19 protein-coding genes are annotated in these 15,923 nt (G+C 63.9%); 15 read left to right on the top strand and 4 right to left on the bottom strand.

Features of this window, described 5'->3' with window-relative positions:
- Positions 1 to 24 precede the first annotated feature (24 nt).
- Genes rph through EB235_RS04415 form a run of 5 tightly spaced genes read left to right on the top strand, consistent with a single transcriptional unit; the run spans position 25 to position 3,302 of the window.
- Complete coding sequence (rph, locus tag EB235_RS04435; protein WP_027032162.1) at positions 25 to 741, top strand: ribonuclease PH; 717 nt, start codon at positions 25 to 27, stop codon at positions 739 to 741.
- Positions 742 to 756: 15 nt separating this feature from the next.
- Complete coding sequence (locus EB235_RS04430) at positions 757 to 1,167, top strand: VOC family protein (RefSeq protein ID WP_027032163.1); 411 nt, start codon at positions 757 to 759, stop codon at positions 1,165 to 1,167.
- Positions 1,167 to 1,814, top strand: a complete 648-nt coding sequence (gene rdgB, locus EB235_RS04425) for an RdgB/HAM1 family non-canonical purine NTP pyrophosphatase (protein WP_027032164.1) — start codon at positions 1,167 to 1,169, stop codon at positions 1,812 to 1,814. Before EB235_RS04430 ends, rdgB begins: the two co-directional genes overlap by 1 nt.
- Positions 1,811 to 2,974, top strand: a complete 1,164-nt coding sequence (gene hemW, locus EB235_RS04420; protein WP_027032165.1) for a radical SAM family heme chaperone HemW — start codon at positions 1,811 to 1,813, stop codon at positions 2,972 to 2,974. The genes rdgB and hemW overlap by 4 nt, the downstream gene beginning before the upstream one ends.
- Before the next feature lie 4 nt (positions 2,975 to 2,978).
- Positions 2,979 to 3,302: a low molecular weight protein tyrosine phosphatase family protein gene (locus EB235_RS04415; RefSeq protein ID WP_027032166.1), complete on the top strand. Its 324-nt coding sequence runs from the start codon at positions 2,979 to 2,981 to the stop codon at positions 3,300 to 3,302.
- A gap of 58 nt (positions 3,303 to 3,360) precedes the next feature.
- On the opposite strand, the gene EB235_RS04410 is transcribed toward EB235_RS04415, so the two are convergent.
- Both EB235_RS04410 and EB235_RS04405 read right to left on the bottom strand, forming a co-directional pair.
- Positions 3,361 to 3,549, bottom strand: a complete 189-nt coding sequence (locus EB235_RS04410; protein ID WP_027032167.1) for a hypothetical protein — start codon at positions 3,547 to 3,549, stop codon at positions 3,361 to 3,363.
- 7 nt (positions 3,550 to 3,556) lie between these two features.
- Complete coding sequence (locus EB235_RS04405) at positions 3,557 to 3,754, bottom strand: hypothetical protein (protein ID WP_027032168.1); 198 nt, start codon at positions 3,752 to 3,754, stop codon at positions 3,557 to 3,559.
- Between the two features lie 734 nt (positions 3,755 to 4,488).
- Between EB235_RS04405 and EB235_RS04400 the strand changes: the two genes are divergently transcribed.
- From EB235_RS04400 to EB235_RS04390, 3 genes are read left to right on the top strand one after another with little or no spacing between them, the layout of a single operon-like run.
- A complete protein-coding gene (locus EB235_RS04400; protein ID WP_027032169.1) occupies positions 4,489 to 5,298 on the top strand; it encodes a formyltransferase family protein in 810 nt (269 codons plus the stop codon).
- A 55-nt stretch (positions 5,299 to 5,353) separates the two neighbouring features.
- Complete coding sequence (rsmI, locus tag EB235_RS04395) at positions 5,354 to 6,268, top strand: 16S rRNA (cytidine(1402)-2'-O)-methyltransferase (protein WP_027032170.1); 915 nt, start codon at positions 5,354 to 5,356, stop codon at positions 6,266 to 6,268.
- Positions 6,240 to 6,638, top strand: a complete 399-nt coding sequence (locus tag EB235_RS04390) for a YraN family protein (protein WP_080680881.1) — start codon at positions 6,240 to 6,242, stop codon at positions 6,636 to 6,638. The genes rsmI and EB235_RS04390 overlap by 29 nt, the downstream gene beginning before the upstream one ends.
- An 18-nt stretch (positions 6,639 to 6,656) precedes the next feature.
- On the opposite strand, the gene EB235_RS04385 is transcribed toward EB235_RS04390, so the two are convergent.
- Complete coding sequence (locus EB235_RS04385; RefSeq protein WP_027032172.1) at positions 6,657 to 6,941, bottom strand: hypothetical protein; 285 nt, start codon at positions 6,939 to 6,941, stop codon at positions 6,657 to 6,659.
- A gap of 82 nt (positions 6,942 to 7,023) precedes the next feature.
- A complete protein-coding gene (locus EB235_RS04380; protein ID WP_027032173.1) occupies positions 7,024 to 7,830 on the bottom strand; it encodes an undecaprenyl-diphosphate phosphatase in 807 nt (268 codons plus the stop codon).
- A gap of 161 nt (positions 7,831 to 7,991) precedes the next feature.
- Between EB235_RS04380 and EB235_RS04375 the strand changes: the two genes are divergently transcribed.
- The 7 genes from EB235_RS04375 to dapB all read left to right on the top strand — a co-directional run bounded on the left by EB235_RS04375 (position 7,992) and on the right by dapB (position 15,879).
- Positions 7,992 to 8,684, top strand: coding sequence for a glutathione S-transferase family protein (locus EB235_RS04375; protein ID WP_027032174.1), 693 nt, complete (start codon positions 7,992 to 7,994; stop codon positions 8,682 to 8,684).
- Positions 8,665 to 9,819: a tRNA epoxyqueuosine(34) reductase QueG gene (gene queG / locus EB235_RS04370; protein WP_027032175.1), complete on the top strand. Its 1,155-nt coding sequence runs from the start codon at positions 8,665 to 8,667 to the stop codon at positions 9,817 to 9,819. The genes EB235_RS04375 and queG overlap by 20 nt, the downstream gene beginning before the upstream one ends.
- On the top strand, positions 9,816 to 10,715 hold the full coding sequence (locus EB235_RS04365) for an SDR family oxidoreductase (RefSeq protein WP_027032176.1): 900 nt from the start codon (positions 9,816 to 9,818) through the stop codon (positions 10,713 to 10,715). The genes queG and EB235_RS04365 overlap by 4 nt, the downstream gene beginning before the upstream one ends.
- 63 nt (positions 10,716 to 10,778) lie before the next feature.
- Positions 10,779 to 11,873, top strand: coding sequence for a penicillin-insensitive murein endopeptidase (mepA, locus tag EB235_RS04360; RefSeq protein ID WP_027032177.1), 1,095 nt, complete (start codon positions 10,779 to 10,781; stop codon positions 11,871 to 11,873).
- A 185-nt stretch (positions 11,874 to 12,058) separates the two neighbouring features.
- Positions 12,059 to 13,084, top strand: coding sequence for a glucokinase (locus EB235_RS04355; RefSeq protein ID WP_027032178.1), 1,026 nt, complete (start codon positions 12,059 to 12,061; stop codon positions 13,082 to 13,084).
- A gap of 117 nt (positions 13,085 to 13,201) precedes the next feature.
- A complete protein-coding gene (locus tag EB235_RS04350; protein WP_027032179.1) occupies positions 13,202 to 15,061 on the top strand; it encodes an ABC transporter ATP-binding protein in 1,860 nt (619 codons plus the stop codon).
- Positions 15,058 to 15,879, top strand: coding sequence for a 4-hydroxy-tetrahydrodipicolinate reductase (gene dapB, locus EB235_RS04345; RefSeq protein WP_027032180.1), 822 nt, complete (start codon positions 15,058 to 15,060; stop codon positions 15,877 to 15,879). The genes EB235_RS04350 and dapB overlap by 4 nt, the downstream gene beginning before the upstream one ends.
- Positions 15,880 to 15,923: the final 44 nt, after the last annotated feature.

Here is a 15,923-nt window from a genome sequence, read left to right as displayed (position 1 = left end):
AAAAAATGACGGGAAAGAGCCTGAATGCGCCCCTCCAAACGCCAATTCGACGAAATGCGCGCCATCTCCTTCGAGCGCGGCGTCTCCAAGCATGCCGAAGGCTCGTGCCTGGTGAAGTTCGGCGACACGCATGTGCTTTGCACCGCCAGTCTCGAGGAGAAAGTACCGGGCTGGATGCGCAATTCCGGCAAGGGCTGGGTCACGGCTGAATATGGCATGCTGCCGCGCTCGACCGGCGAACGCATGCGCCGCGAGGCCTCCGCCGGCAAGCAGGGCGGCCGCACGCTGGAAATCCAGCGCCTCATCGGCCGCTCGCTCCGCGCCGTGGTCGATTTGCAGGCGCTGGGCGAACAGCAGATCACCGTCGACTGCGACGTCATCCAGGCCGATGGCGGCACCCGCACCGCCTCGATCACCGGCGGCTGGGTCGCGCTCTATGATTGCCTGCGCTGGATGGAAGCCCGCCAGATGGCCAGCGTCGCCAAGGTGCTGAAAGACCATGTCGCGGCGATTTCCTGCGGCATTCATGACGGCCAGCCGGTCATCGACCTCGACTATCTCGAGGATTCCTCGGCCGGCACCGACGCCAATTTCGTCATGACCGGCAAGGGCGGCGTCGTCGAGATCCAGGGCACCGCCGAGGGCGAGCCTTTTTCGGAAGGGCAGTTCGGGGAGTTGATGAGTCTGGCCAAGAAAGGCATCCAACGGCTGGTGAGTTTGCAGCAGATGGCGGTGGCTTAGGCCATTGGTTTTCTGGTGAAACCCTCCGCCATCCTGGAATCAGCCCTGTACGTCACCGATCTGACGGCGGCGGAAGAATTTTACGTCGACATTCTCGGCCTCACCCTCCTCGGCAAGGTCGACGGCCGCCATCTCTTCTTTCGCTGTGGCCCCGGCGTTCTGCTCATCTTCAACGCCGAGGCGACCAAAATACCTCCTGCGCCGGACGCCCGGCTGCCGGTGCCGCCGCATGGCACGGTCGGTGAGGGTCATCTCTGCTTTTCGGCAACCGCCGACGAGATCGCCGGCTGGAAAGCGCATCTGGGGGCAAAAAGAATCGCCATCGAAAGCGAATTCGAATGGCCGCAAGGCGGCCGTTCGATCTATATACGCGACCCCTCGGGCAATTCGATCGAGTTCGCCGAGCCAAGGATCTGGGGCCTTTGATGCATTCTCTTGATGGCAAGAAGATCGTCGTCGCCAGCCACAATGCCGGCAAGCTGCGCGAATTCGCCGATTTGATGGGACCGTTCGGCTTCGAGGCGAAGTCGGCCAAGGACTATGGCCTGCCCGAGCCGGACGAAACCGGCACCACCTTCGAGGAGAATGCCTACATCAAGGCGCTGGCCGCCGCAAAGGCGACCGGCCTGCCGGCGCTGTCGGATGATTCGGGCCTCTGCGTCGACGCGCTCGACGGCGCGCCCGGCGTCTACACCGCCAACTGGGCCGAAACCCCGGATGGCAGCAGAGATTTCGCCATGGCCATGCAGCGCACCGAAGTGGCGTTGCAGGAAGTCGGCGCCGCCTCGGCCGAACAGCGCAAGGGCCGCTTTGTCGCCGTCATCTGCCTGGCTTTCCCCGATGGCGAGGCCGAGTATTATCGCGGCGAGGCCGAAGGCATGCTGGTCTGGCCGCCGCGCGGCGAGCTCGGTTTCGGCTACGATCCGGTGTTCTTGCCCGATGGTTTCGACAAGACTTTCGGCGAGATGACGGCCGAGGAAAAACACGGCTGGAAGCCCGGCCAGGCCACCGCCCTGTCGCACCGTGCCCGCGCTTTCCAGAAATTCGCCAAAGCGAGATTGGGAGAGGCATGAGCATGCTGCTCGACCGGGCGCCCGGTTTCGGCGTCTATATCCATTGGCCGTTCTGCGCGGCCAAGTGCCCCTATTGCGACTTCAACAGCCATGTCCGCCACCAGCCGGTCGACCAGGAGCGCTTTGCTGCCGCCTTCGAGGCGGAACTGGCGACGATGCGACAGCGCACCGGGCCGCGCGAGGTGACCAGCATTTTTCTGGGCGGTGGCACGCCGTCGCTGATGAAGCCGGAAACCGTGGCCAGGGTTCTGGACGCGGTGGCGAAAAACTGGACGGTGCCGGATGGCATCGAGGTGACGCTGGAGGCCAATCCGTCCTCGGTCGAGGCCGAACGGTTTCGTGGTTATAGAGCAGCAGGCGTCAACCGCGTCTCGCTGGGCGTGCAGGCACTCAACGACAAGGATCTGCGCTTCCTCGGCCGCCTGCACAATGTCGAGGAAGCGCTGCATGCGATCGGGCTGGCGCGCGAGATCTTTCCACGGCTATCCTTCGACCTGATCTACGCCCGGCCGGGCCAGACGCCGGAAGCTTGGGCATCCGAGCTCGAACAGGCCATCGGCCACGCCGCCGACCACCTGTCGCTCTATCAGCTGACCATCGAGGAAGGCACGCCCTTCCACGCGCTGCATGCGGCAAAGAAGTTCATCATCCCTGACAACGACCATGCCGCCGACCTCTATTCGTTGACGCAGGAGATCACAGCCGCACATGGTTTGCCGGCTTATGAGATTTCCAACCATGCCAGGCCAGGCGCCGAGAGTCGTCACAATCTGACCTACTGGCGCTATGGCGAATATGTCGGCGTCGGCCCCGGCGCGCATGGCCGCTTCGTCGAGAATGGCCGCCGAACGGTGACGATCGCCGAGCGGATGCCGGAAACCTGGGCCAATCTGGTCGAGGCCAAGGGCCACGGCATCACCGGCGGCGAGATCCTGACACGCTCGGAAGAGGCCGACGAATTCCTGCTGATGGGGCTCAGACTCGCCGAGGGCATCGACCTCCAGCGCTACGAGGCGTTTTCAGGCCGCGGCCTGTCGAGCGCGCGGCTGTCGATGCTGCAGGGCGAGGGGCTGGTGGCATCGATCGGCAATGCGCGCCTGCGCGCCACGCCAGCCGGCATGATCGTGCTCGACGCCGTGGTGGCGGACCTGGCGCGCTAACCTCATGAAGAAAATCCTCTTCGTCTGCAGCCAGAACCGCTTGCGCAGCCCGACCGCCGAGCAGGTGTTCTCCAAGCGCCAGGATATCGAAGTCGCGTCGGCGGGGACAAATCATGATGCGGATACGCCGCTGACCCATGAGCTGGTGGCGTGGGCCGACATCATCTTCGTCATGGAAAAGGCGCATCGCACCAAGCTGCAGAATAAATTCAAGGCGAGCTTGGAAAAGGCTCGCGTCATTTGTCTCGACATACCGGACGAGTACGACTTCATGGACCTGGAATTGATTAGCCTTCTGAAGGCACGCGTTTCACGGTATCTGGGGTAACCTTCGTTCCTGCTCCGCCACGATGACGAAGGCCGAACGGTCTCAGTCCGTCGAAGGGTCAGGCGTCGTGCTTGAAACGGCGCTTGCCGCGATCCTTCTCGGCATGTGCCGTTCCGTTTCGGGCCGGTTTGGCATCGGCCTTTTCGCGGCGAACGCTGTGCTGGTCGTTCATCGCATGTGGCGGCACGCCTTCCCTGGCGGTTTTCGTTTCAAGACGGGTGATGAATATATCGAAGCGATTGGGCATCGTCCGGTCAGTGCTCCGTCGTGCTGTCGGGTTCATTGTCGGAAAGCTTGGCGTTCGTCGGCAAGGCGGTCGACAGGGCGCTTGTGGCCCGCCTGGTCAGGCTGGCGTCGGTCTTGGCAGTCAGCCGCTTGTCCGGGCGCGCGGCAACGCGGTTGCGGCCGGCATAATAGGGCTCGAAAGCGTCCTGTATCGTCAGGCTGTCCATCCTGTCCTCCCTTTAGGAATCAGGGGCTAAATCTGCCAATGCCGGTTTCGTTCCCCACTGTGGCAAAGGAATGGCGGGAATTTCACATCGACCTTCACTCCCGCCACGGCCCCGATGTTCGGCTCAGCAAACAAAAAGCCCGCCGGACGGAACCAGCGGGCTTCCGGTATCACACCAGGCCGGTATCAGGTCAGGATCGTCAGCCCGGCGTCTTGGACGGAGGCGACCCCAAAGCAACGACAGCCGATAGCCGCTCTCTCTTAACCAGCACAGGCTTTTGGTAGATTTTCTTCATGGCATACTCCCGCTTTCCCTTGATGGCTGAGATTCCTTGCGTTGTCTCATCTTGTCAAGTCGCGAGCAGAGGGTCCTCGGGCCGGAGTATCCGGTGGCGGATGCCCACGAAGACACGGAAAGCTTTTCCGGTTGCCAGCTGGAGGCAACCGCTGCACTGCTATTCCTTTGCGTAGCGCAACGATGGCGAAGGGCTCGATAGGATGGAGCAGCCTCCCCCTGCGTCGACCGGTATCAGTGTCCAAGCAGACGGTGATGTCAGCCAGAACGGACCGGTTACAGCCGTTTTCTTGCTGAACATCGATAGATATACGGGTCCGCTGCTGGCTGGATGGGTACAGTCTGGCAACCGAATCGGCGCTATTGTCGTGCCTGGCTTCCGACGCCGGCCAAAGGGTTTCAGTGTCGGCAATATCAGACGAAGGCTGCAGCGCAGGCTTTTGCTCAAACGATATCTGGGCAACATTCCGACCAGGCTGATCGAATTTGGCAAGCCATATGATTGGGACGTGCTTCGGCGCCAATTGTCCGGCATCGAAGCCGATGTGCTGATCTCCTATGCCTTTCCGAGGTTGGTCCCACAGGATGCGCTTGCCGGCTTTCGCATGGGCGGGCTCAATCTTCATCCGGCGTTGCTGCCCAACTACCGTGGTCCGCACCCCTTGCATCGGCTGGTCGTTGATGGCCAGCATGCGGTTTATGGCGGGGTGACGCTGCACAGGATGTCGGCAGGTTACGACGAGGGTGACATTCTCGCGCAGGTGGCGTTTTCCGAAGCGGATTGGGCGTCGAAGCAGAGCCTGGCGCATAGCACCGGAACCGCTTTCCGGATGCTTGTGAGCGGCGCGGTGCCGGCCTATTGCCGAGGCACCCTGTCGGGCATGCCGCAGCCGGAGGGTGACTTCATCTGGGCTGAGCTCGAACCCGCCCATATGATGGTCCTGTCCTCGATGCCGATGGAGCATGTCGCGCGGCTGTGGCGCGTCTTGGGAACGGTGCCCGGCATTTATCTCCGGATGGCCGATCGCAACGTGAGGCTCGGTGTCCAGATACGAAGGCTGGGGCCGCCGACAGGACGAGCTCCGATCAAGCGATGGGCAAGCGTCGAGTTTGACCTGGCCGACGGCAGGGTCGTCCACCTCACCTACAACCGCCTGCTCAAACGGCTGATCAAAGTGCACGATAGGCTCGTACCCGCCAAGACCGGAGAAGCGCATCTTGAAATGCGGCTTTTCGGCCAATCGGAGTGAGCTTTTGCAAGCCTGCGATAGCCGTGCCAAACAGGGCTGAATGGAGACTCGATCAGTGACGGGCGAAACGAGCAAGCGCAGCTATGTGGTCGGCCAGACCGAGATAACGGCGCGGCCGCTCGAACCGGCACTCTATCTGGTGGCCACCCCGATCGGCAATCTGGCCGACATCACGCTGCGCGCGCTGGAGACGCTGGCCGCCGCTGATATAGTCGCTTGCGAGGATACGCGGGTGTCGCGCGTATTGCTCGACCGCTACGGCATTCGCCGTCGCACCACGGCCTATCACGAGCACAATGCCGGCGAGGCCGGGCCGAAGCTGATCGCGGCCCTTCAGGCCGGCCAGAGCGTAGCGCTGATTTCCGATGCCGGCACGCCGCTGGTCTCCGATCCTGGCTACCGGCTGGTCGGCGAGGCGCTTGACCATGGCATTCGCGTCGTACCGATTCCCGGCCCGTCGGCGCCGCTTGCGGCACTGACGGCGTCCGGCCTGCCGTCCGACGCCTTCCTGTTCGCCGGATTTTTGCCGGTGAAGACGGGTCAGCGGCTGACACGGCTGGAAGCGCTGAAAGCCGTGCCGGCGACGCTGATCTTCTTTGAATCGCCGCGCCGGCTGGCCGAGTCGCTCGGCGCCATGGTCGAAGCGCTCGGCGGCGAGCGCAAAGCTGCGATCGGCCGCGAGCTCACCAAGACCTTCGAGGAAATGCGCATCGGCACGCTGCAGGTGCTGGCCGACCATTATGCGGCGGCCGACACGCCGAAGGGTGAGATTGTCGTCTGTGTCGGTCCGGCCGAGGCCAAGGCGGACGAGCCCGCCGACATCGACCGGCTGCTGTTGTCGCTGGCCGCCGAAATGCCGGCCTCCAAGGCGGCAGCGGAAGCCGCGAAAATGACCGGCGGCCAGAAGCAGGCGCTCTACCGACGGCTGCTGGAGCTCAGAGATGCCTCGGGAGAAGGCGACGGTGGCTGAGCGCCCGCGCGCAAGCCGCCAAAAAGCCTATCGGCGCGGCCATCGCGGCGAATGGCTGGCTGCTGCCGCGCTGATGCTGAAAGGCTACCGCATCCTCGCCCGCCGCCACCGCACGCGCTTCGGCGAGATCGACCTGATCGCCCGGCGCGGCGACCTCGTGCTGTTCGTCGAGGTCAAGGCGCGCCGCACGCTGATGGAAGCCATGGAGGCGATCGGCCACGAATCGGAGCGCCGCATCGAAGCCGCCGCCGACATCTGGCTGTCGCGCCAGGCGGACTATGGCAAACTGTCGATGCGCTTCGACATGGTCGCGGTGCTGCCCTGGCGCTGGCCGGTGCATGTCGAGAATGCGTTTTATGGAAGGAATTAGAGGGAGCGACGGTACGGGCTAGTGGGCAACGTCCCAGCGTGCTTTCCATTGTCTGACAGTAGCCACTGCGGTCGCCAGCATCTCGTTCAATTCCGAAACCGGCCCCTGCCACGTCCGATCCATTTCCATTTCGGAATCGTCGTAGGTGTCTATTGCTCGTGCGGACACAGCAATCTCATCGGAGTCTGGAAGGCCAATGGAAATTTGGAAGCACTCGAACGATCGAGTGCCGCCAATATGAAAAAATCTCGCTGGCTTGCCTGCCCATTCGGTAAAAAGGGTGAGTCCGTCGCCCTGACCCAAGCGTCGATAACTCCGTCCACATCAGCATACGTGGTCATATGTGGAATTATGCAGTTTCGTTGATCCCCTGCAACTGGCAGGGTTATCCCCAAATCATCAACGCCACCAGCCCAACAATCCCCACCACCAGTCGCCACCAGCCGAACAGCGAGTAGCCGTTGCGCGAGACGTAATCGAGCAGGTAGCGCACGACGACCAGCGCCGTGATGAAGGCGGCGACGAAGCCGATGGCGATGATCGGCAAATCGGCTGATGTCAGCACATTGCGGTTCTTGAACAGGTCGAAGGCAAAGGCGCCGACCATGGTCGGGATGGCGAGGAAGAACGAAAATTCCGCCGCCGCGCGCTTGTCGACGCCCAAGAGCAGGGCGCCGACGATGGTCGAGCCGGAGCGCGACGTGCCAGGGATCAGCGACAGGCACTGGAAAAGCCCGATCTGCAGGTAAAGCCTGGTCGGGAAGCGCTCGACGTCGCGATAAACCGGCTTCAGGTTCATGCGGTCGACCGCCAACAGGATGACACCGCCGATGATCAGCATGATGCAGATCAGCCTTGGCGATTCGAACAGCACTGTCTTGATGAAATCGTGCGCCAGCGCGCCGATGATCGCCGCCGGCAGGAAGGCGATCAGGATGCCGATGACGAAATGCCGCGTCAGCCGGTCATGCGGCAGGTCGAGCAGCATCTGCCACAGGCGGCGGAAATAGACGCTGAGGATCGCCAGGATGGCGCCGAGCTGGATCAGGATCTCGAAGGCCTTGCCGGTCGACTGGAAGCCGAGGAAATGGCCGGCGAGCAGGATATGGCCGGTCGAGGACACCGGAATGAACTCGGTCAGCCCCTCCAGCAGGCCGAGCAGCAGGGCTTCGACGATGGTCTGGCTTTCCATGGCTACCTCGGGCTTCGCGTGACGGCTAACAGAACGGCTTGCTTGTCATGGCGTTGAACTGCCCCTATAGGTCGCAACACCCCTGACGGCCCGCTAACCGGGCGGCCAAGACTTACCGGTGCGCCCGGCGATTCGCCAGTGCGCTTTATCATCGCGGAACCATGCTGACGCTTTTCCACCATCCCATGTTCGCCACCTGCCGCTTCGTCCGCCTTGCCTTTGGCGAGTATGGCGAGGAACTGGCGCTGATCGAGGAAAAGCCGTGGACGCGGCGCAAGGAGTTTTTGGCGCTGAATCCGGCCGGCACGCTGCCGATCCTGCTCGCCGAAGGCGACGTGCCGATCATCGGCGCAACGGTCATCTCCGAATATCTCGATGAAACGCGCGGCGTCTTAAAGCGCGACAAGCGGCTGTTCGCCGAAGACCCGATGCAGCGCGCCGAAATCCGCCGGCTGATCGACTGGTATCTCAACAAGGCCGAGAGCGAGGTTACCCGCCATCTGGTGCGCGAGCGCGTGCTGAAGCCGGTCATGCCAGAGACGGCGGGCGGCGGCTCGCCCGATTCGGGCGCCATCCGTGCCGCGCGCGCCAACATCCGCCAGCACATGAAATACACCAACTGGCTGGCCGGCACCCGCCACTGGCTGGCTGGCTCGAGGGTCACCTACGCCGATCTCGCGGCCGCCGCGACGCTGTCGGTGCTCGACTATCTCGGCGAGATTGACTGGCGCGAACACCCTGCTGCGCGCGAATGGTACACGCGGGTGAAGTCGCGGCCCTCCTTCCGGCCGCTCCTGACCGACCGCGTGCGCGGCCTGTCGCCGGTGTCGCATTATGCGGACCTCGACTTCTGACGCGGCAAAACTGCGCGCACTGATCGACGCGGAGGCGCATCGCGCCGGCTTTGATGCCATTGCCGTCACCTCTCCCGATGCGATCCCGCTGGCGCCGGCCCGCCTTGCCGAATTCGTCGCCGACGGTTTTCACGGTTCGATGGACTGGATCGCCGAGACGATTGCGCGGCGCAGCGAGCCCTCCACGCTTTGGCCTGACGTGCGCTCGATCATCGTGCTGGCGATGAATTACGGACCGGACCATGATCCGCGCGATCAGCTCGCCAAACGTGACCGCGGCGCGATCTCCGTCTATGCACAGAACCGCGACTATCACGAGGTGATGAAGGGTCGGCTGAAGGAGATCGCCGGCAAGATCGTAGCGCGCGCCGGCGGTGACGTGAAGGTGTTTGTCGACACAGCACCCGTGATGGAAAAGCCGTTGGCTGAGGCCGCCGGGCTCGGCTGGCAAGGAAAACACACCAATCTGGTCAGCCGCGAGCATGGGTCATGGCTGTTCCTCGGCACCATCTTCACCACCGCCGAACTCGCGCCCGACCGGGCCGAGATCGACCATTGCGGCTCCTGCCGCGCCTGCCTTGATGCCTGCCCGACCGAAGCCTTCCCGGCGCCCTATCGGCTCGATGCGAGGCGCTGTATTTCGTACCTGACCATCGAGAACAAGGGGCCGATCCCGCATGAATTCCGCGAAAAAATCGGCAACCGCATCTATGGCTGCGACGACTGCCTGGCAGCTTGTCCGTGGAACAAGTTCGCGCGCGCCGCTTCCGAGGCAAAACTCGCCGCGCGTGACGATCTGCGCGAGCCGGCGCTTGGCGATCTGCTGCGGCTGGACGACGCGGCCTTCCGCGCCTTCTTTTCCGGGTCGCCGATAAAGCGCATCGGCCGCGACCGCTTCGTCCGCAATGTGCTGATCGCTGCCGGCAACTCCGGCAATGTCGAGCTTGCCGGTACCGTGCGAGCCTTGCTGGCCGACGCGTCGCCGCTGGTGAGGGGCGCGGCAATATGGGCGCTGGCGCGGCTGGTGCCGGACGCCGAATATTCCGAACGGGCCGCGACCGGCCTGAACACCGAAAGCGATGGCGCCGTGCGCGAGGAATGGCGCCTGGCGCGGCCAGACGGGGCACATGCATGAGCGAAAAGCGGATCTTCATCTTCGGCGCGGGCTACTCCGGCAAGGCTTTTGGCCGCGTTAACGCCGGCTCCACCACGATCTTCGGCACGACGCGTTCGCCGGAAAAGTTTGAGGCGCTGCGCCAAGCCGGCATAGCCCCGCTGCTGTTCGACGGTGCTCTGACCGGTGAAATCAGCGATGCACTGAAGAAGACGACGCATCTGGTTATCTCGGTCGCCCCGGAAGAGGCCGGTGATCCCGTGTTGAATGCCGCCCGGGAGGCGATCGCCCAAATGCCGGCTCTGGAATGGATCGGCTATCTCTCGACCGTCGGCGTCTATGGCGATTATGGCGGTGCCTGGGTCAACGAAAAGACCACGTGCCGGCCGGTGTCGAAACGCTCCGTCATGCGGGTCGCGGCCGAGCAGGCGTGGCTGAAGCTCGGCGAGGATATCGGCAGGCCGGTGGCGATCCTGCGCCTGTCCGGCATTTACGGCCCGGGCCGCAACGGGCTGGTCAATCTGGAAAACGGCACCGCGCGGCGGCTGGTCAAGCCCGGCCAGGTGTTCAACCGCATCCATTGCGACGACATTGCCGGCGCTCTCTGGCAGCTCATCGAAGGCAATATATCAGGCATCTTCAACGTCACCGATGACGAGCCGGCGCCGCCGCAGGATGTCGTCACCTATGCCGCGTCGCTGATGGGCGTTGAGGCGCCGCCCGAAATTCCCTTCGAGACCGCCCAACTTTCGCCCATGGCGCGATCTTTCTATGGCGAGAACAAACGCGTCGCCAATGCGGCGATCAAGGCGGCGGGCTATCGCTTTCGCTTTCCGGACTACCGCGCCGCCTTCGATCATATGTGGGCAAGCGGTGACTGGCGCGACGGCGAGGCGCGTAGCCCGATGAAGCGCTGACGATCGAAGCATCTTGCGTTGCGTGCTATGATTCGGCTTGGATTGCGGTGGGGATCCGACTTCATGACGACAGCGAAACAGCCTGTTGCGGGTAGGAAATTCTGGCTGGCGACCGCACTTGGCATGCTCGCCCTTACCGCGCTGGCCGTGCAGCCGGCGGCGGCCGAGGAACGGGCAAAGGACCTGTTCGGCGCCGAGAAACTGCCGACGGCGACCGCGGCGCAGTCGATCGGCTTCTATTCCAAGGGCTGCTTTGCCGGCGGTGTCGCCATCCCCATGGACGGCCCGACCTGGCAGGTGATGCGGCCCTCACGCAACCGCCGCTGGGGCCATCCGGCCATGATCGCCTTGATCGAAAGACTGTCGCGCGACGCGGTCGCCGACGGCTGGCCTGGCCTTTTGATCGGCGATATCGCGCAGCCGCGCGGCGGCCCGATGACGACCGGCCACGCCTCGCACCAGATCGGCCTCGACGCGGACATCTGGCTGACGCCAATGCCTGACCGCGCAATGACCAGGGCGCAGCGCGAGACCATGAGCGCCACCTTGATGGTCGACGAAAAGACCCATCTGGTGAAAGACGCACTGTGGACGCCGCAGCACACTGCGTTGCTCAAGCGGGCGGCGAGCTATCCGCAAGTCGAGCGCATCCTGGTCAATCCGGGCATCAAGAAAAAACTCTGTGACACCGTCAAGGGCGACCGCATCTGGCTGCGCAAGATCAGGCCGTTCTGGGGCCACGACTATCATTTCCATATGCGCATCGGCTGCCAGCCGGGCTCGCCCAACTGCAAGGCGCAGGAAGCGACGCCGGATGATGACGGTTGCGGCAAGCCGCTGGCCTGGTGGTTCACGGAAGAACCGTGGCGGCCCAACAAGAACCCGGATGCGCCCAAGGCCCGCGACCTGATGACCATGGCCAACCTGCCCAAGGAATGCCGCGCCGTGCTCGACGCACCGGGGCCGGCCTCCGCCGAGGCCGCGACCTATCATGGTGGCGCCATGCCGGCAGTGGTGGCGGCACCCGAGCCCGAAGCCCCTTCGCAGCCCGCCGCCACCGTGAGCGGCGCGGCTGAGCTGCCAAGCGCGGCGGACGCTTTCACGGCGACCCCCAGGATGGGCGCGCCGGTGCCACGGCCCCGGCCGCCGACGAACTGACGTCCGTCATTATCGGCGGACTCAATCGGTTTACGAATGGCTTTTCGCGAAATAGTGGCCGTTTGGCCGCATAAGCTGTCTGTGCGCATCACCGGGTTCGAAAACCGTTTCCCTTTTCAAACCCATGCGCTAGTCAACGGAAGAATGGCGAGATGCCATCGGGGGCGCCGGGGACGGACGAGAGCATGCCAAGCACAGGCGATAACGACACTTTGCTGCGGTTTCCGATCCTGATCGGCGACATTGGCGGCACCAATGCACGCTTTTCGATCGTGCTCGACGCCAATTCCGAACCGACCGAACCGCAAATCGTCCAGACCGCCAATTTCAACACCATCGACGAGGCGATCCAGGCGGCGGTGCTCGACCGCTCGTCGGTGCGCCCCAATTCGGCGGTGCTGGCCGTGGCCGGGCCGGTCGATGGCGACGAGATCGAGCTCACCAACTGTCCATGGGTCGTCAAGCCCAGGCAGATGTTCGCCAATCTGGGCTTGAGTGACATCGTCGTGCTCAACGATTTCGAGGCGCAGGCGCTGGCCGTGGTGGCGCTCGGCGAAGAGCATATGGAAAAGATCGGTGGCGGCACGCCGGAGCCCAATGCCGGCCGCGTCGTTCTGGGCCCCGGTACCGGGCTCGGCGTCGCCGGGCTGGTCCATGCGCTGCGCCACTGGATACCGGTGCCCGGCGAAGGCGGCCATATGGACATCGGCCCGCGCACCCCGCGCGATTTCGAGGTTTTCCCGCATATCGAGAAGCTCGAGGGCCGTATTTCCGGCGAGCAGATCTTGTGCGGACGCGGCCTGGTCAACGTCTACCGGGCCGTCGCCAAGGCGGACGGCAAGCCGTCGCCCTTCACCACGCCGGCCGAGATCACCGGCGCGGCGCTGGCCAAGACCGACCCGGTCGCGCAGGAAGCGCTGGAGACCTTCGTTACTTGCCTGGGGCGCACCGCCGGCGATCTCGCCTTGGTGTTCATGAGCCGTGGCGGCGTCTTCCTCACCGGCGGCATCGCGCAAAAGATCGTGCCGGCGCTGAAAGAAGGCAATTTCCGCGCCGCCTTCGAGGACAAGGCGCCGCACAGCGCGCTGATGCGCACCATGCCGGTCTATGTCATCACCCACCCGCTGGCCGCACTTCTCGGCCTTGCCGCCTATGCCCGAAACCCGTCGCTGTTCGGCGTCCAGACGGCCGGCCGGCGCTGGCAGGCTTGAACCCGCGACGAAGTTAATCAGGTGCGGGCATAGGCAAGCTGGCCGCAGGGCGTTAAGAGGGGTCCCGAATTTGCAGCCCGGTCCCACGAGGCGGAAAACCACAAAGCGCTCCCGATTTTGACACTTCAAGCCCCAAACAAACCAAAAGTCCGGCCCGGCGAGGTCACAGCGGTGCTTCGCCGCATCCTCGCTGAAAACGGCGATGAGTATCGCTGGACCTATGTCGTTGCCGTCGCCTGCTTGCTGATTGTTTCCGGCACCACTGCCTTCACGGCGTGGATCATGGCCCCGATGATCAACCAGATCTTCTACGAACGGCGCGGCGATATGCTCGTCTGGATCTGCGCCGGTTTCATGGGAGCCTCCCTGCTGCGCGGCTTTGCCGGTTACGGCCAGGCAGTCGCGTTGGCCAAGATCGGCAACAATCTGGTCGCGCGCTACCAGAAGCGCGCCTTCGACCATTTGATGAAGCTCGGCGTCAACTTCTTCAACGATACGCGTTCCGGTCGGCTGGCGGCACAGGTCAGCGAGAATGTCGGCGGCGTTCGCGATCTGCTGTCGCTGACATTGACCTCCATCAGCCGCGACGCGGTCACGCTGGTCGCTCTCGTCGGCGTCATGATCTACCAGGATCCAGTATTGTCGCTCAGCTCGCTGCTGATCGGGCCTCCGCTGATCTGGGCGGTCGTGTACATCACCCGCCGACTGCGGCGTATCAACCGGGAATCCGTGCTGATCAATTCGCGGCTGAACGGGTCCGTGCAGGAGGCCACGCAAGGCATCGCCATCGTCAAGGCCTTCACCTTGGAGGCCGAGCTGGCGCGCCGCATCGGCATCATGGCGGACACGGCCGAGCAGCGTAACAACAAAATTGCCCGCGTCTCGGAGCGGCTGTCGCCGATTTCCGAGATTCTGGGCGGTCTCGCCATTACCTCCGTGCTTGCCTATTCCGGCTACCGGGCGCTGGTACTTGGGCAACCACCAGGCGCGGTGTTTTCCTTCATCACCGCGCTGATCATGGCCTACGACCCGGCAAGACGCCTGGCGCGCACTCAGGTGGGCATGGAACGTGCGCTGGTCAACGCGCGGATGATCTACGAACTGCTCGACCTGGAACCGAAACAGGGCGACGCGCCCGATGCTGTCGAAGCGAGGATCACCACCGGCGAAGTGCGCTTCGACAATGTGACGTTCGGCTACAGCGCCGACATGCCAGTGCTGAGAGATCTGAGCTTTACCGCCGCCGCCGGCAAGGTGACGGCCATCATCGGCGCGTCGGGCGCCGGCAAATCGACGCTGGTGGCGCTCTTGCAGCGCTTCTACGACGTCGACCAGGGCAGCATCGAGGTCGATGGCCAGGACATCTCGAAGGTGACCAAGCATTCGCTGCGGCAGTCGATCGCCTATGTGGCGCAGGCGCCCTATCTGTTCGAGGGCACGATCCGCGACAACATCCGCTACGGTCGGCTGTCGGCCACAGACGCCGATATCGAGCAGGCGGCGAAACAGGCGGCAGCCGACGAGTTCATCCGCCAGCAGCCGCAAGGTTACGATACGCCGGTCGGCGAAGGCGGCTCGACTCTTTCCGGCGGCCAGCGCCAGCGTGTCTCGATCGCCCGCGCCATCGTGCGCCAGGCGCCGATCCTGCTGCTCGACGAGGCGACCTCGGCGCTCGACAACGAGGCGGAGGCCCGCGTCCAGGAAGCGCTGACCCATGTCATGCAGGGCCGCACGACCATCGTCATAGCGCATCGGCTGTCGACGGTGGTCAATGCCGACCACATCATCGTGCTGGAAGAGGGACGGTTGGTCGAGGAAGGCACCCATGCGACGCTAATGGCCGACCCGGACAGCATCTATTCCCGCTTCCACCGCATCCAGGGCAAGAAGGGGCTGGGGCTTGTCGATGACAGCAAGCCGATCCAAACTCCGGTTCGGGCCACGCGTGCGAAGAAGACTGCTGTGAGGAGCACATGAGCGAAGCTGGCGATATGGGCCTGGTGGTGGTCGGCGCTGCCGGCCGCATGGGCCAGACGCTGATCCGCGCCATCCATAGCATTCCGGGTGCCCGTGTCATCGGCGCCGTCGAGCGCGCGGATTCCCCTCATCTGGGCAAGGATGCCGGTGAACTCGCCGGCGTCGGCCGCATCGACGTGGCGATCGGCAGTGATCCGCTGCCGGTCTTCGCCAAGGCCGACGGCGTGCTCGACTTCACCACGCCGGCCTCGACGGTTGAGTTCGCCGGATATGCAGCGCAGGCGCGCATCGTCCATGTCATCGGCACGACCGGCTGCTCGGCCGACGACAATGTCAAGATCACGGCTGCGGCGCGCCACGCGACGATCGTCAAGTCGGGCAATATGAGCCTTGGCGTCAATCTGCTGGCGGTGCTGGTCGAACAGGCGGCACGCGCGCTCGATGCCGACGATTTCGACATCGAGATCCTCGAAATGCACCACAAGCACAAGGTCGATGCGCCGTCGGGCACAGCAATTCTGCTGGGCGAGGCCGCCGCCGCCGGGCGTGGTATTGCACTTGCCGGCAACGACGTGCGTTCACGCGACGGCCACACAGGTGTGCGAAAGACCGGTTCGATCGGCTTTGCCACGCTGCGCGGCGGCTCGGTGGTCGGCGACCACTCAGTGATCCTGGCCGGCACCGGCGAGCGCATCACGCTGTCCCATCATGCCGAGGACCGCGCCATCTTCGCGCGTGGTGCCGTCAAGGCAGCGCTTTGGGCCCGTGGCAAGAAGCCAGGACTGTATTCGATGCGGGACGTGCTCGGCCTGAGCTGAGGCGTGCCATCAACACTTTGTTTTAACGCAATTCCGGACGGAAA

The organism is Mesorhizobium loti R88b, assembly GCF_013170845.1.
Classification (GTDB): Bacteria; Pseudomonadota; Alphaproteobacteria; order Rhizobiales; family Rhizobiaceae; genus Mesorhizobium; species Mesorhizobium loti_B.
Note: the sequence above shows the minus strand (reverse complement) of the source record. Positions and strands in the feature narration are given on the sequence as shown.

What these genes read in the sequence shown, in the direction of transcription:
- rph (WP_027032162.1), top strand. Translation starts at nt 25, where the DNA reads ATGCGCCCCTCCAAACGCCAATTCGACGAAATGCGCGCCATCTCCTTC.
- EB235_RS04380 (WP_027032173.1), bottom strand. Translation starts at nt 7,830, where the DNA reads ATGGAAAGCCAGACCATCGTCGAAGCCCTGCTGCTCGGCCTGCTGGAG.
- EB235_RS04415 (WP_027032166.1), top strand. Translation starts at nt 2,979, where the DNA reads ATGAAGAAAATCCTCTTCGTCTGCAGCCAGAACCGCTTGCGCAGCCCG.
- EB235_RS04365 (WP_027032176.1), top strand. Translation starts at nt 9,816, where the DNA reads ATGAGCGAAAAGCGGATCTTCATCTTCGGCGCGGGCTACTCCGGCAAG.
- EB235_RS04390 (WP_080680881.1), top strand. Translation starts at nt 6,240, where the DNA reads ATGCCTCGGGAGAAGGCGACGGTGGCTGAGCGCCCGCGCGCAAGCCGC.
- EB235_RS04355 (WP_027032178.1), top strand. Translation starts at nt 12,059, where the DNA reads ATGCCAAGCACAGGCGATAACGACACTTTGCTGCGGTTTCCGATCCTG.
- EB235_RS04405 (WP_027032168.1), bottom strand. Translation starts at nt 3,754, where the DNA reads ATGGACAGCCTGACGATACAGGACGCTTTCGAGCCCTATTATGCCGGC.
- dapB (WP_027032180.1), top strand. Translation starts at nt 15,058, where the DNA reads ATGAGCGAAGCTGGCGATATGGGCCTGGTGGTGGTCGGCGCTGCCGGC.
- EB235_RS04375 (WP_027032174.1), top strand. Translation starts at nt 7,992, where the DNA reads ATGCTGACGCTTTTCCACCATCCCATGTTCGCCACCTGCCGCTTCGTC.
- mepA (WP_027032177.1), top strand. Translation starts at nt 10,779, where the DNA reads ATGACGACAGCGAAACAGCCTGTTGCGGGTAGGAAATTCTGGCTGGCG.
- queG (WP_027032175.1), top strand. Translation starts at nt 8,665, where the DNA reads ATGCGGACCTCGACTTCTGACGCGGCAAAACTGCGCGCACTGATCGAC.
- EB235_RS04410 (WP_027032167.1), bottom strand. Translation starts at nt 3,549, where the DNA reads ATGCCCAATCGCTTCGATATATTCATCACCCGTCTTGAAACGAAAACC.
- hemW (WP_027032165.1), top strand. Translation starts at nt 1,811, where the DNA reads ATGAGCATGCTGCTCGACCGGGCGCCCGGTTTCGGCGTCTATATCCAT.
- rdgB (WP_027032164.1), top strand. Translation starts at nt 1,167, where the DNA reads ATGCATTCTCTTGATGGCAAGAAGATCGTCGTCGCCAGCCACAATGCC.